Raw genomic sequence first — 13,848 nt, 5'->3', positions numbered from 1 at the left:
CAGCAAAATGGCAAAAAGAAAGCCCCAATAACGGGGCTTTCCTGTGAAGCTGTTTAGAAAGTCCCCGAACGGTCATGCTTCGCTGCGCGCTGCATGACCGTTTGAGTACCTTTTGTGACTTTCTAAACAACTCCTGTGATAAGCACTGACCGACGCTCGGCTACTTATGCTGAACCGGCATCTTGGGCGGCGCACCCGCCGGCTTGCTGGGGCCCAGCTTGCCGCCGGCTTTGGCTTTGGCTTCGGCCATCGGGAAGCCCCGTTGCTTCATGAGCGCGTCAATCTTCGGGTCGCGGCCCCGGAAGGCGCGGTAGCCGGCGGCCGGGTCCACGGTGTTGCCCACGGTGAAGACGTTTTTGCGCAACCGCGCGGCCACGGCCTTGTCATACGGCCCGCCGGCTTCGGTGAAGGCGCTGAAGGCATCGGCCGCCAGCACCACCGACCACAGGTAGGAGTAGTAGCCCGCCGAGTACCCATCCGAAGAGAAAACGTGCGAGAACTGCGGCGTGCGGTGGCGCATCACCAGCTCGGAGGGCATGCCCATCTCGGCCAGGGTTTCGCGCTCAAACTTGTCGGGGTCAATTTTTTGCCCGCCGGCCAGGTGCAGCTTCATGTCGATGAGGGCGCTGGCCAGAAACTCGGTGGTAGCAAAGCCCTCGTTGAACGAGCTGGCTTTGTCGATGCGGGCCACCAGCGCCGCCGGAATGGGCTGGCCGGTCTGATAGTGCAGGGCAAACTTGTTGAGCACCTCGGGCGTCGCGAGCCAGTTTTCGAGCAGCTGCGAGGGGAATTCCACGTAGTCGCGCACCACGTTGGTGCCCGAAAGGGTGGGGTAGGTCACGTTGCTCGACAGCCCGTGCAGGGCGTGGCCGAACTCGTGGAACAGCGTGGTGGCATCGGTCCAGGAAATGAGCACCGGCTCGCCGGGTGTACCCTTCACAAAGTTTGAGTTGTTCGATACAATGGTGGTCACGGCCTTGCCGTCCATGCGTTCCTGGTTGCGGTAGGCATTCATCCACGCGCCCGAGTTTTTGCCCGGCCGGGCGTAGGGGTCGAAATACCAGAGGCCGATTTGCTTGCCGGTGGTTTTGTCGTTCACCTGCCACACCTTCACGTCGGGGTGGTACACGGGTACATCGGTTACGGGCACGAAGGCGAAGTTGAACAGCTCGCCGGCCACCCAGAACATGCCCTCACGCATTTTATCCAGCTGCAGGTACTGCTTCACCTCGTTCTGGTCGAGGTCGTAGCGCGCCTTGCGCACCTTCTCGGCGTAGTAGCGGTAGTCCCAGGGCTCAATTTTGAAGTTGGCGGAGGCACCTTCTTTTTTGGCCAGGGCCAGCATGTCTGCCACTTCTTCGTGCTCGCGGGCCACGGCAGGCTTCCACACCTGCTCCATCAGCTGCATGGCGGCTTCGGGCGTTTTGGCCATGGTATTATCGAGGCGCAGGTGGGCGTGGGTGGCGTAGCCCAGTAGCTTGGCACGCTCGGCCCGCAGCTGCAGAATCTGGGTGATGAGGGCATTGTTGTCGTGGGCCCCGCCGTTGTCGCCCCGGTTCGTGAACATCCGCCAGGCCTTCTCGCGCAGCCCGCGCTGGTCCGAGTACGTCAGAAAAGGGTCGATGCTGGAGCGCGTGTTGGTGATGACGCCCACCGCCGCAATCTTGCGGGTGCCAGCCGTGGTTTTGGCCGCGTCGCGCAGCGAGGCCGGCAGCCCGCCCAGGTCTTTGTCGGTTTTCAGCACCAGCACCGAGTCGGCCTCATCGGCCAGCACGTTCTGCGAGAAATTGGTGAAAAGCCCCGCCAGCTGCTGATTGATGGCCGAAACCCGGGCCTTGGCGGTGGTATTCAGCTTCGCGCCCGCCCGCACAAACTGCTTGTAGTCCACTGCCACCAGCCGCTGCTGCTCCGGCGTCAGCTTCTTGGTAGCGGGCGCGTTATACACGGTTTCGATGCGCTTGAACAGGGCCGCGTTCTGCGTAATCTGGTCGCTGAACGCGGCCAGCTTGGGGGCCATCTCGGTTTCCACGGCACTGAAAGCGGCATCGTTCAGCGTGCTGCTCCAGATGTCATATATCGCCGATACGCGGGTCAGGGTCTGGCCGCTGCGCTCCATCGCGGCAATCGTGTTCTCGAACGTGGGGGCCGCCGGGTTGTTGGCAATGGCGTTGATTTCGGCCAGGTTCTCAGCCATCGCGGCTTCGAGCGCGGGCTTGAAATCGGCCACCTTCACTTTATCGAACGCCGGCACGCCACCGTGGCCCCCAGCCCAGGGCGCCAGCAGCGCCGGCTGGTTGGCGCGGGCCGAGGTCGGCGTGGCGCTAGAAGCAGTAGTTTGGGCCATGCCAGGGGTGGGAAGTAGGGTGAAAGCCAGGCCGAGGGTGGTCAGAAAGCCTGTCAGCCGGCAGCTGGCAGCAAAGGGAAGTTGACGCATATAGGGAATGGGGACGCGAAGTAAAGGTTGGAACGAAGCCGGGCCGGAAGGGCCGGCATTGGGGTAAGATACTTGCCAGCGAGGCTATTTCGCCGACTCCTGTTTGCGAAAGGGGAAAACGTAGCCGACTTTGAATACCAGCTCTACATCAATGCTGGCCTTGTTGCCCGGCTCCTCAATCTGATTGAAGGGATTGACTTGCTTGGCGGTGAAGTTGGTGGCCCGGTGCTCGTTGAGCATGTCGTACTGCGTGACCACAAACCGGCCACCCAGCCCCATCCCACCTTCCAACAGCCAGTTCGACCCAACATGCCATACCGAGCCTATTTTTAGGTCGATTCCCGAAATGTCCTTGCTCACAAAATTGCGGTCGTAAGTGTAGTAAGTTGCGTCGCGGTAGTAGTTGTTGCCGTAGCGGGTGTAGCGCTCGGGCGTGAAAAACGCCTGCACAGAAAAGTAGGTTTCCTGGTGAGGATTTTTGGCGCGTGCGGGCAGATAGCGGCGTAGCTCCAGCTTGAATTTCTGGTAATGGTAGTCGTAGCGGTCGGCGAGCAGTCCCAGGGTGGTGATGCGCAGGGCGGTAAACTGCTGGCCATAACTGGCCTCCAGGCCGATGCGGGGACTGGGGCGGTACTCCAGCCCCACCAGGAGCGTGCTGGCGCTGGGGTCCTGGGTAGCCAGGGGTGAGAATTTTACGGCCAGGGCCGGTGCTAGACTGACCTGTCGGCTGGGCTTTAGCTTATCGGCTGGCCCCGTGGCCCCGTCGGGAGGCACCACCGTGACCACGGCAATACTGGAAGTAACCACCACAAGGCTAGTAGTTTGCACCACGGCACGAAAGCGCGTGGTGGTTAATAAATCCGAGAACGTATAGCTGCGGCCCGGGCCACCCACGTCCACAAAACCCTGGCCGGTATCGGCTTGGTAGCGTAGGATGGTGCCGTAAAATCCCTGCAAAATCAACGTGCCGGAGTTGGTTCCCGCCGTTACGGTGGTGGTTGCGGGACTCAGGGTGCCGCCCGCCGCAACGATGTCCTGGGCCCGGCCTACGAAGGCCACCCCCAACAACAGGGTCAGGAGCAAGCCTGCCCGCCTCCATCGTAAACCAGTAGTAGTTGGGGCTTGGTGTTCGCGGTTGTTGAGCGCATGCGGAAGGGGCAGATAGGAGTAACCAGTAGAGGCAAACATTAGGGAAAGGTAGTGTAGTAGCAGTAGTAGAATAAGGCCCGCTTAGCGCTGCCGGGCCGCCCAGGCGTCCATGCGGCGCTCCAGCACCGCCAGGGGCATCGAGCCGCCGGCCAGAATCTCATCGTGAAAAGCCTTCAGGCTGAATGTTTTGCCCATCTGCTTTTCGTAGCGGCTGCGCAGCTCGCGGATTTTGAGCTGGCCGGTTTTGTAGGCCAGCGCCTGGCCGGGCATGGCTAGGTAGCGCTCTATTTCGGCCGTGGCGGACTGCTCCGAAATGGGCTCGTTGGCCATCATGTAGTCGATGGCCTGCTCGCGGCTCATGCCTTTGGCGTGCATGCCCACATCCACCACCAGGCGCAGGGCGCGGTGCATCTCATCGCCCAGCGCGCCAATGCGTTGGTAGGGGTCGGTGTAGAGGCCCAGCTCTTTCCCCAGGCTTTCGCAATACAGCGCCCAGCCCTCGCTGAAGGCCGGGTAGGAGGCAAAGCGCCGGAACTTGGGCAGGCCGGTGTTTTCCTGCTGCAACGACAATTGGTAGTGATGCCCGGGAATGGCCTCGTGCAGAAACAGCGACTCCATGCCCGAGGTAACGTTGAATTTGGTCGCGTCGAGAATGGGCACGTAGAAAATGCCCGGCCGCGAGCCGTCGGGCGTGCCGCGGTTATACTCGGCCGAGGCCGTGGCGGCCCGGAAGGCTTCGGTCTGCCGGATTTCAAACGGCGACTTTGGGGCCAGACCAAATAGCCGGGGCAGGCTGGGCGTGATGCGGGCCTGAATGCCCCGAAAGGCTTTCAGGACTTCCTCCGGCGACTTGTAGGGTGTGTACTTACTATTGGAAGCGAGCGAGTTGAAGAAGCCCGACAGGCTGCCCTTGTAGCCGGCCTGCTTTTTCACGGCCTCCATCGCGGCCCGAATGCGCTTCACCTCGACCAGACCGGTTTGGTAAATGGCCTCCGGCGGGCGCTCGGTGGTCGTCATCAGGCGCACGTTGTAGCGGTACATCTCGGTCCCGCCGGGCACATCGGCCAGGCCGGCGGTGCTGCGGGCTCGGGGCAGGTACTCGGTCTGCAGGAACTCGGCCAGCTTGCGGTAGGTGGGCACCAGCTGCGTGGCAATGGCCTGCTGATAGGCGGCCGTGAGGCGGGCGCGGTCGGCCTCCGAGAAGCTGGCCGGCAAGCGCGTGATGGGTCCGTAGAACAGGCTTTTGGTGGCGTCGGCGGTGATTTGGGCTTGCAGCTGGGGTACCATTTTCTGCACCAAACCGCGGGGTAATACTATGGACGTGCGCATGCCCTGCCGGAAATTGCCGATGGCCGAGTCGGCCCACACCGGGAATCGGCCCACGCGGGCCAGCCAGTTGTCGTAGTCGCGCACGGTGCGGAAGGGCTGCGCGCCGGTGCCCGCGCCCAGCTGACTCAGCGTGGTGGGCAGGCTGTAAAACTGGGCAAAGGGCATCATCCAGGTATTCAGCCGCAGGCCCTCGATGCGGCTGCGCATCTCGTACTGAAAGATGTCGTAGCTGAGCTTGTCGTCGGCCCGGAGGCGGGCGCGGTCAATGTTCAGCAGGTCGTTGAGGTAGCGGCGATAGAAGCGCACCTGCTGCTGGCGGAAGGCGCGGGTCTGGTCGTTGGGCAGGCGGTCGTTGTAGCGGTTGTCGCCCTGCGACGTGGCCACCAATGGGAACAACCGCGCCCGGCCCTCCCAGTAATCGTTGAACAGGCCCGTCAGCAGCGCCGCCGAAGTGGAGTTGCCCGGCGAAAGTTGGGCTTCGGCCGGGTGGGCTACTAAGCACCATGCGGCCAGCAGGATAGTAAAAAGTCGCGTCATTGACCGGTGAATAGGCGGGCAAGCTACATAAATAGGCGTGGAATTCCCTTTTTTATGCTAAAAAGCCCCGCACCGGAATAATCCGGGCGAGGCTTTTTGGCATACATATTTAGGTGTCTACTTCTTATTGTTTTGCCGCCCAGGCGTCCATTTTCTTTTCCAGCACGGCCAGCGGCATCGAGCCATCCTTCAGCAGCTCGTCGTGGAAGGTGCTGAGGTTGAATTTGCTGCCGAGCTGCTTCTCGTATTTGGCGCGTAGCTCCCGGATTTTGAGCTGACCGATTTTGTAGCCCAGCGCCTGGCCGGGGATGGCCATGTAGCGCTCGATGGCCGAAGTGGCCTCGTCGGGCGTGGTGCTCAGGTTAGCCAGCAGGTAGTCGATGGCCTGCTCGCGGGTCATCTGGCGCGAGTGCAGGCCGGTGTCCACCACCAGGCGCACGGCGCGCAGCATCTCGTCGCCCATGGCGCCCATGCGCTGGTAGGGGTCTTTAAACAGGCCCAGCTCCGGCCCGAGGCTTTCCGAGTACAGCGCCCAGCCCTCTACGTAGGCATTCTGACCGCCGAAGCGCCGGAACTTGGGTAGGCCGGTGTTTTCCTGCTGCAGCGAAATCTGGTAGTGGTGGCCCGGAATGGCTTCGTGCAGAAACAACGACTCCATGCCCGAGGTAGTAGCGAACTTGGTAGCGTCCGGAATCGGCACGTAGAAAATGCCCGGTCGCGTGCCGTCCGGCGAGCCTTGGTTGTACTCGGCTGAGGCCGAGGCTTCGCGGAATTTCTCGGTCTCGCGAATTTCAAACGGCGTTTTGGGCGTGCGGCCGAACATCTTCTGCAGGTTGGGCAGCATCCGCTGGTGGATGTCTTCGAAGGCGGCTAGCACTTCCTCCGGCTTCTTGTAGGGCCGGAACTTGGCGTCGGTATTCAGGTACTTGAAGAAGGCCGGCAGGTCGCCTTTGAAGCCCACTTCGGCCTTGACTTTCTCCATCGCGGCTCGGATGCGGGCCACCTCGCTCAAACCGGTCTGGTAGATTTCGGCCGGCGTTTTGTCGGTCGTTGTCTCGTACTTCACGTCGTAGGCGTACATCTCCTTGCCGCCGGGCACGGCGTCGATGCCGCTCGTGGCGCGGGCCTTGGGCAGGTACTCGTTTTGCATAAACGTGCCCAGCTTTCGGTAGGCGGGCACCAGCTCCGTCAGGATGGCCTTTTTATAGGCCTCCGTGAGCCGGGTTTTATCAGCGTCCGAAAAATCCTTGGGCAGGCGGGTAATGGGGCCGTAGTACAGGCTCTGGGTGGCGTCGGTCACCACAATGTCTTTGGCCTGCAGCTGGGGTATCATGCGCTGCACCAGCACCTTGGGCAGCACTACGCCCGTGCGCATGCCCACCCGGAAGTTGGCAATGGCCGAGTCGGTCCAGGCCGTGAAGCCGCGCACCCGGCCCAGCCAGTTCTCGTAATCCTTCACCGTCTTAAAAGGCTGATTGCCCTGCCCCGAGCCGTACTGGCCCAGTGAGATGGGCAGGCCGTAGAACTGGTTGGCCGGCATCATCCAGGAGTTGAGCTTGAGGCCGGCCAGGCCGTGGTTCATCTCGTACTCGAAGATGTCGTAGCTGATTTTATCGTTGTCGCTCAGCTTCTCGCGGTCAAATGTTTGCAGCCGCGTGAGGTAGCCCTGGTAAAAGGTGCGCAGCGTGTCGCGGAAGGCGCGGGTCTGGTTGTTGGGCAGCTGGTCGTTGAAGCGGTTGTCGCCATACGCCGTGGCCGACAACGGGTCGAGGCGCGACTGCTTTTCCCAGTAGCTGTTGAACAGGCCCGGCAGGCCCGAGGTCGAGTCGGCGGCGGCTCCCGTTTCGTTGTTGGCGCTGCTCGTGGCAGTCTCGGTGGTTTTGGTCTGGTTGCAGGCCGTGGTGAGGGCGGCCGCGACAAGGCCGGCCAGGGCAAGTTTTTTCATGAGCGGGGTTGAATGTGCCGCAAGCTACGAAGCGACACACTCCCCTCCTTACCAAGGAGGGGACATTTTAGCGAAGCTGAAATTGGGGTAGTGCCACCGGAGGGTGGTATTGAACGGCTTGCGTAAGGGCGGTGTCCTTGCCTTTCAGCTGTCGGCCATTCTTTTCATTCAGTTCAACGGCCTCCGACGCCCACAACCACCCCAATTTTCGCGTCGCGAAAATGTCCCCTCCTTGGTAAGGAGGGGAGTTGGCCGTTCTATCGGCGCACTGCCAGGCGCGCTATGGCCAGGCGGCCCAGCTCGGGGGCAATGCGCTCGCGCGAGTAGCTTTTCACGCGGCGCGGCATGCTGATAACCAGGGTGCGGGTGGGCAGCTGCACGTAGAGGTCGCCGTGGCTGTCATCATAATAGGCTTCGTGGCCCAGGCCGCTGACGGGCGAAATGCTCCGTTTCAAATCGTTGCCGGCCTGCGCAATCTGGAAGGCGGCGGCTGGGCGGAACGATACCATTACCACGGCATCGGGGCTGGCGGGCTGGTCGGCTTCCACGAAGCGGCAGGCGTCGCCTTGGGCCTGCTGCTGCACCGGGCGGCCCGTGAGGCTGGCCACCTCGCCGGGCGTGAGCAGGCCGCAGGCCTCGGTAGGCAGCGTGGCGGTGGTATCCGTTTGCACGGTGGTGGAGAGGCCGTTGCCGCCGCTGGCCTGCTCTAGCGGGGCCTGGCCGCTGCACGCGCCCAGCAGCACCGTGGCGGCCAGTGCCAACAACCGGCCGGCGGGCCCGATGGAATGAATAGAAATTCGCATAAAACGAGCGGTAAAAGTCAGTTACGTGAAATACCGTCTACGTTGGCAGGCCGAAAAAAGGCCACGCCGGGGCTACAGCGTGAGGGTGAGCCCGGCCGTCCAGATGGACAGGGCCCGCGAGTCCACATCATCGGCGGGCAGGTTCACGGGTACCACGTAGCGCCAGCCGGCCGACACGGCCAGCTTGCCCACGGTGTAAGTCACGGGCACACCAAACTCGTAATCGACGATGCCGAACCGGCGCACGTTGCGGTTTTTGGCGGCGGCGGAAGCCGGGCCGTTGCGCTTGTTCAGGGCCGCTTCGGTGAAGGACTGCGTACCGGCCGCGATGCTCACCACCGGCTCGACGCTGAAATAGTCGTGCTGGCCAAAGCCGCGCTTGGTTTCGAAGGAGCGGGAGTTTTCCAGCACCAGAAAGCCGTCGCCCTTGGCGGTGCTTTTGCCGAAGAGGTAGGTGGCGCTCAGCCGCGAGTAAAACGCGCCCCAATCCTGCCCTAGTCCGGCATCGAAGGCATTGTTCACGCCCGATTTCACCAGCTCGCTGCCCGTGGGGAAGAAGAACCGCGAATAGCTGAGCGATACATCCAGGGTTTTGCCCAGGTCGTGGTCCCAGCCCACGGTCAGGTCGGTTTCGTCGAGGGCAGTGGCGGTGTTCAGCAGGTTATATAGTTCTACCGAGCCGTACAGGCCGTTTTTGGCCGAATAGGTGAGCATGGCGGCCGTGTAGGGAAAGGCAACTGCCTGCGAGCGCCCGAAGTACGTGGAGTTGCTGCCGTAGCTGAGTGCCGCGCTCAGTGAGCGGCGCGGCGCATCGGTGGTGTCGGCGGGGGCCGGGGCAGGAAAATGCAAGGCAGCCTGCGCCGCCAGCGGGCCAGCGGCCAGCAAAGCGGCTGCGGCGAATGAGCGAAAAAAAGAACCCAAGGAGAAAAGCAGAAGCAAGTGAAAGCGGGAAGATAAATAACCGAAAAAAGCCCCTTCGCGCAGCGAAGGGGCTTTGGCCGTGAGGCAAAAACCTAACGGGTGCCGTGCATGCCCTTGTGGTTGCCTTTGTGGTTGCCCTTGTGCATGCCCTTGTGACTTCCCTTGTGGCCGCCTTGCTTGCCGTCAGCATGGGTGGGGTTTGGCGTAGCCGGGGTAGCGGGGGTGGCAGGCGTAGCCTGGGCCATAGCGGCGAAGGTGCACAGCATGGCAGCAGCGGACATCAGATACTTTTTCATGGGAATCAAAAAAATGAATGGGAAGAAATGGGCAATGAGCTGGCCGGGCGTTGCAGCGCCCGTCGGGTTGGCTTACTTGGTTTTGTGGCCGCCGTGGTGGCCGTGGTGCCCGCCATGATGGCCGCCGTGGTGGCCACCGGTGTGAGGGGTAGCTTGGGCCAGGGCAGCAAACGTCCACAGCATGGCAACGGCGGAAAGCATCAGCTTTTTCATGGGGAAATGGGTTTGGGGTTGATGATGGCTCAAACCTACTTTTCCAACATGATGCGAACATGATAAGCTCTATAACGGCTCGGCCAGGCCCGGAGCCGGGGCCGGGAAACCGAGCAAAAACGACGTGCCCAGCCCCTCAATTGAATTGACTTCGAGGCTGATGCCGTGCAGGTCGGCAATGGTGCGGGCAATGCTCAGGCCCAGGCCGTAGCTGTCGGGGTCGGCCGTGGCCCCCTTGTCGAAGCGCAGAAACAGGCGCGGCAGCTGCTCGCGGGCAATGCCCACGCCGGTGTCGCGCACTTCGAGCACGTAGCCACCGCCGGGCGTGGGCCGGCCCCGCGCGTCGATGCGCCCCCCGGCCCGGTTGTACTTGATGGCGTTGCTCACCAGGTTGTAGAGCAGCGTGAAGAGCAGGCTGCGGTTGCCGTGCAGCACGGTGAAATCGGGCGTCAGGTCCTGGTGCAGGGTCAGGCCGAGCACGGCCAGGCGGTCCTGCACTTCGTCGCATACTTCGGCCACCAGCGGAGCCAGCGGCACGGTTTCGGCGCGGGCAAACTGGTCGTTCTCAATCTTCGAAATCATCAGCAGCGACCTGATGATGGTGCGCAGGCGGTGCACCGTGCGCTGCGAATCCACCACGCGCAGCTGGTTTTCATCGGATAGCGACTCATCGGCCAGCATGTTGTCGAAGCGGTACTGCAGGGCGGCCAGAGGCGTGAGCAGCTCGTGCGAGGCATCCGCGATAAACTTGCGCTCCTTCGTGAACGAGGCCTGGATGGTGGTCATCATCTCGCGCAGGCTCTCGTCGAGGTAGCGAAAGTCGTCGGTGCTGGTTTTAATGGGCGCGAAGTTGAACGCGGCGGGGTGGTGGGCATTTTTGAGTCGCTGCCGGATAATGGTGTAGAACGGCTCCAGCAGATAGCGGAAGAAGGCCACATCGGCCAGCGTGGTCAGGGCCACGGCCACCAGCAGCATGTACAGCGCGTAGTGGCGGAAGTTGCGCTCCGTTTCGCCAATGCTGCCCGTGCTGCGCCCTATTTCGAGCAGGTAGTTCTGGCCATCCTGGGCGAAGGCGTAGCTCAGTACCCGGTACTCCACAATTTCATCCTCCACGGCCCGCTTCGAGTCCTCAATCTCGTTGATGCCCGGCCCGGGCGGAATAGCCTCCAGCGAAATAAACTCCTCCTTGAGTAGGTTGTAGCTGCCATAGGAAGACTGCTCGGCGGTGATGAAAGCCGAAATGCCGTTGCGGCGCAGCAGGCGCAGCACTTTTTCCTTTTTCTGGGCCAGACGCTGGTCGGTGGCCAGCCGGGCCAGGTGGCTCATAGCCAGCGGCAGCGCCCCCGCCAGCACCAGCAGAATAACCACCCGCGACACGGCATTGAACAGGGAAAACTTGGTGCTGAGCTTCATGGGGGGTCGGAGGGTGGCGGGTATGAGGGTAGGACGTTCTTTAATTGGTCAGGCACCAGGCACCCGGCACCAGGCACCAGGCACCAACAACCAGGCACCAGGCACCAGGCACCAACAACCAGAATCCTACACCCGCACCCGGTACCCGATGCCGCGCACGGTTTCGAGCCAGTCCACGTCGGCGTGCAGGCCCAGCTTCTTGCGTAGGTTTTTGATGTGGGCATCAATGTAGTTCGAATCGAAGCCCGACTCGGGCAGGTTGCCCCAGATGTGCTCGGTGAGCTGCAGGCGGGTCATTACCCGGTTTTTGTGCAGCACGAGGTAGCTCAATACGTCGAACTCCTTCACCGATAAGCTCACCTCCTGCCCGCCAAACAGCAGCCGGCGGGCCTGCAAATCGAGCTCAAACGCGCCCACCGCCGCCAGCGGCTTGTGCAGCCCGAAGCGCCGCCGCGTGATGGCGTGCATGCGGGCCAGCAGCTCGGGCAGCGAAAAGGGCTTGGCCAGGTAGTCGTCGGCGCCCAGCTCCAGGCCACTGATGCGGTCTTCCACGGCCCCGCGGGCGGTGAGGATGATGACGGCCGCCGCGAGCTCCTGCTGCTTGGCCTCGGCCAGCAGGGCCAGGCCGTCGCCGTCGGGTAGGCCCAGGTCGAGCAGCACAAAATCGAAGGGCGTATCGGCCAGCTGGGCGCGGGCCTCGCGGGCGGTGCGGGCCACCGTGCAGGCAAAGCCCTGCTGATAGAGAAAAATGCCCAGCTCGCGGGCCAGGGTGCGTTCGTCTTCGACGATGAGAACGGTCATGCGGCGCTTGGGGGGAGCTAATTAATGACGGCGGCCGTGGCCGTGGCTCGGACCCGGGCCGTGGGCGTGGTGGGCTGCCCGGCCCGCCTGGCGGCCGTGGTTGGGTTGGTTCGGGCCGTTGGGGTGGTCGGTGGGCAGGCCGTCGTCGCCCACGCGTTGGGGCTTGGGCTGGTGGCCGCTAAGCGGCACGGCCTTCACCGGCGGCTCGGGAGCTGGCGCGGGTGTGGGTACCGGCCCGGTTTGCGCCGGCTGCACAGGCAAGCCGCCCCACAGCGGACGCGCCGCCGCCGCTTGCGCACCCGACAGCAACCCCAGGCTCAGTATAAAAAAAAGTGTGCGTTTCATAGCAAATGCAGTAAGACAGGAAAAGCAGGCGTGCCGTATGCCTGAGCAAATTACAGCGGCCAGCACCGTGCCAACCCGGCAAGCGGCAGAAGCCTGGCGATAAATGGAGGCACCCGGCAGTAGCAACCGCCAAACCTACTACCCGGGCATGATGCGAACATGATAAGCTGCCTAATAGAAAAAGCCCCGCCTCTACACACGGTAGGAGCGGGGCTTTGGGATAAGTGCGGACCAGAGGCGTGGCAATGGCCCACGGCCGGCGCTACTCGTGCATCAGGCGCTGGGTGTGGTGGCCGGCCGCGCCGCTCAGCTCCAGGAAGAAGGGGCCTGTGGGCAGGCTGGTGATGTCGAGGCGGTCATTATCAGTGGCTTTGCCGCTGAGCAGGGTCTGGCCCAGGGCATTGAAAATACGGTACTGCACTGCCCCCACACCGGCGGGCATGATGAGCTGGTTCGCGCTGGGGTTGGGGTAGAACGCTACCTGGGTGCTGGCTTCGGTTTGCACGGCTACCACCGGCGAGAAGCTGAAGGTGCCATCGGTGTCTACCTGCCGTAGGCGGTAGTAGGAGGTGCCGGCGAGCGGGCGGCTATCCACAAAGGAGTAGTTGTGCGCCATGGTGGTGCTGCCCTGGCCTTTTACCGTGCCCCGCGTCTCGAAAGCTTCGCCCGTAGCGCTGCGCTGAATTTCAAACCGGTCGCTGTTTTTCTCGGTAGCCGTGGCCCAGTTCAGGCTCACGCCGGCTGCTTTGGCCGTGGCATCGAAGCGGGTGAGCTCAACGGGCAGAGGTTTCGAGGTGTCTCCTGAAGTGAGCGTGACGTTATCGATTAGAATATGCGCCCGTGCAGCGACACTTATAACAATGCGAATTATCACACTCGTGCCAGCAGTATTAGACGATGGTAAATTTACCGTGACCTTCGTAACTCGATTGGCATCGGTGACGGTTGCTATATTGTTGGCGGTGTAATTGGTGAATACTGGTTGTGCGGCTCCAAGTAGATTATCACCAAAATTATACTGAGGCGAGTTGGCAGAACCTATTACCCTAACTATTCTATTGAAACTTCCATTGTTAACGCTCGCGAAAACATCAATGGTTGATGTTGTATTAAATCCGTCAGTTCCACCCGCGTTATAACTGCCAACCTCAAAGCTTACATTGTTGGGGTTGACTGCACCGGAGCCGCTATCAAAAATCTTCCTGGCCAAATTTACCTGGGTGCTACCCGAGTTGCCATTGCCGTTGTTGGCAAGTCTTACTCCATATGCTGTAGTCGTAGCACCGTCTTGTCTTGCAACGGTGGTGGTGCCTATGCTGACCCCGGTGCCTATATTAGTAGCATTTGATGTACTATAAGGGAAGTTGTTGTCAGCCGTGGTATTATCACCAAAGGTCTGAAAGAGTGGAGTTGTCTGGGCATATGACTTTAAGGAGCCCCCCATTAAAGCAAAAATGCCCAGCAGCGCTACTTTCCGATAGCCGGTGCGAAGTGCAGAAAATGGTAAAAGATTGTTCATGTGTAAAAGAATGTTTTATGAAATAAACTTAAAAGGAGAAGGGCGGACTTGAAAAAGACTGAGCAAGTGTAGTTGATGACTTGGCTTGCTACTAGCTGCAAGCATGCCACCAAATAAATCCAGTTGACGAGTGCGGCATTATT

General features: G+C 61.5%; 12 protein-coding genes. All 12 read right to left on the bottom strand.

The genetic code is table 11. The features are described from left to right. Positions 1-160: 160 nt before the first annotated feature. Positions 161-2,434: a M3 family metallopeptidase gene (locus KQ659_RS14475; RefSeq protein WP_216688342.1), complete on the bottom strand. Its 2,274-nt coding sequence runs from the start codon at positions 2,432-2,434 to the stop codon at positions 161-163. Between the two features lie 84 nt (positions 2,435-2,518). Then, complete coding sequence (locus KQ659_RS14470; protein ID WP_216688343.1) at positions 2,519-3,622, bottom strand: hypothetical protein; 1,104 nt, start codon at positions 3,620-3,622, stop codon at positions 2,519-2,521. Positions 3,623-3,664: 42 nt separating this feature from the next. Then, positions 3,665-5,449, bottom strand: coding sequence for a DUF885 domain-containing protein (locus KQ659_RS14465; protein ID WP_216688344.1), 1,785 nt, complete (start codon positions 5,447-5,449; stop codon positions 3,665-3,667). A 124-nt stretch (positions 5,450-5,573) separates the two neighbouring features. Further along, positions 5,574-7,394 (bottom strand): DUF885 domain-containing protein, encoded by a 1,821-nt coding sequence (locus tag KQ659_RS14460; RefSeq protein WP_216680412.1) that lies wholly within the window; start codon positions 7,392-7,394, stop codon positions 5,574-5,576. A 257-nt stretch (positions 7,395-7,651) separates the two neighbouring features. Then, positions 7,652-8,197 (bottom strand): hypothetical protein, encoded by a 546-nt coding sequence (locus KQ659_RS14455; RefSeq protein ID WP_216688345.1) that lies wholly within the window; start codon positions 8,195-8,197, stop codon positions 7,652-7,654. Between the two features lie 72 nt (positions 8,198-8,269). Further along, positions 8,270-9,118, bottom strand: coding sequence for a hypothetical protein (locus KQ659_RS14450; RefSeq protein ID WP_216686285.1), 849 nt, complete (start codon positions 9,116-9,118; stop codon positions 8,270-8,272). 92 nt (positions 9,119-9,210) lie between these two features. Then, the gene (locus KQ659_RS14445) at positions 9,211-9,414 is read right to left on the bottom strand and encodes a hypothetical protein (RefSeq protein ID WP_216686286.1); all 204 of its coding nucleotides are present in this window, start codon (positions 9,412-9,414) and stop codon (positions 9,211-9,213) included. Between the two features lie 72 nt (positions 9,415-9,486). Next, entirely contained in the window at positions 9,487-9,627 is a 141-nt protein-coding gene (locus KQ659_RS14440; protein ID WP_216680416.1) for a hypothetical protein, read from the bottom strand. Between the two features lie 69 nt (positions 9,628-9,696). Further along, on the bottom strand, positions 9,697-11,040 hold the full coding sequence (locus tag KQ659_RS14435; RefSeq protein WP_216688346.1) for a sensor histidine kinase: 1,344 nt from the start codon (positions 11,038-11,040) through the stop codon (positions 9,697-9,699). A gap of 126 nt (positions 11,041-11,166) precedes the next feature. Then, positions 11,167-11,841, bottom strand: coding sequence for a response regulator transcription factor (locus KQ659_RS14430; protein ID WP_216680418.1), 675 nt, complete (start codon positions 11,839-11,841; stop codon positions 11,167-11,169). A gap of 21 nt (positions 11,842-11,862) precedes the next feature. Then, positions 11,863-12,186, bottom strand: coding sequence for a hypothetical protein (locus tag KQ659_RS14425; RefSeq protein ID WP_216688347.1), 324 nt, complete (start codon positions 12,184-12,186; stop codon positions 11,863-11,865). Between the two features lie 262 nt (positions 12,187-12,448). Beyond that, positions 12,449-13,060, bottom strand: coding sequence for a T9SS type A sorting domain-containing protein (locus KQ659_RS21870; protein ID WP_216688348.1), 612 nt, complete (start codon positions 13,058-13,060; stop codon positions 12,449-12,451). Positions 13,061-13,848 lie beyond the last annotated feature (788 nt).

It is taken from the genome of Hymenobacter siberiensis (assembly GCF_018967865.2).
Lineage (GTDB): Bacteria > Bacteroidota > Bacteroidia > Cytophagales > Hymenobacteraceae > Hymenobacter > Hymenobacter siberiensis.
The sequence above is the reverse complement of the archived record's forward strand: the minus strand, read 5'-3'. Positions and strand labels throughout refer to the sequence as shown.

Coding starts and splice junctions, on each gene's coding strand:
- KQ659_RS14455 (WP_216688345.1), bottom strand. CDS start 8,197: ATGCGAATTTCTATTCATTCCATCGGGCCCGCCGGCCGGTTGTTGGCA.
- KQ659_RS14425 (WP_216688347.1), bottom strand. CDS start 12,186: ATGAAACGCACACTTTTTTTTATACTGAGCCTGGGGTTGCTGTCGGGT.
- KQ659_RS14470 (WP_216688343.1), bottom strand. CDS start 3,622: ATGTTTGCCTCTACTGGTTACTCCTATCTGCCCCTTCCGCATGCGCTC.
- KQ659_RS14435 (WP_216688346.1), bottom strand. CDS start 11,040: ATGAAGCTCAGCACCAAGTTTTCCCTGTTCAATGCCGTGTCGCGGGTG.
- KQ659_RS14460 (WP_216680412.1), bottom strand. CDS start 7,394: ATGAAAAAACTTGCCCTGGCCGGCCTTGTCGCGGCCGCCCTCACCACG.
- KQ659_RS14430 (WP_216680418.1), bottom strand. CDS start 11,841: ATGACCGTTCTCATCGTCGAAGACGAACGCACCCTGGCCCGCGAGCTG.
- KQ659_RS14465 (WP_216688344.1), bottom strand. CDS start 5,449: ATGACGCGACTTTTTACTATCCTGCTGGCCGCATGGTGCTTAGTAGCC.
- KQ659_RS14445 (WP_216686286.1), bottom strand. CDS start 9,414: ATGAAAAAGTATCTGATGTCCGCTGCTGCCATGCTGTGCACCTTCGCC.
- KQ659_RS14440 (WP_216680416.1), bottom strand. CDS start 9,627: ATGAAAAAGCTGATGCTTTCCGCCGTTGCCATGCTGTGGACGTTTGCT.
- KQ659_RS14475 (WP_216688342.1), bottom strand. CDS start 2,434: ATGCGTCAACTTCCCTTTGCTGCCAGCTGCCGGCTGACAGGCTTTCTG.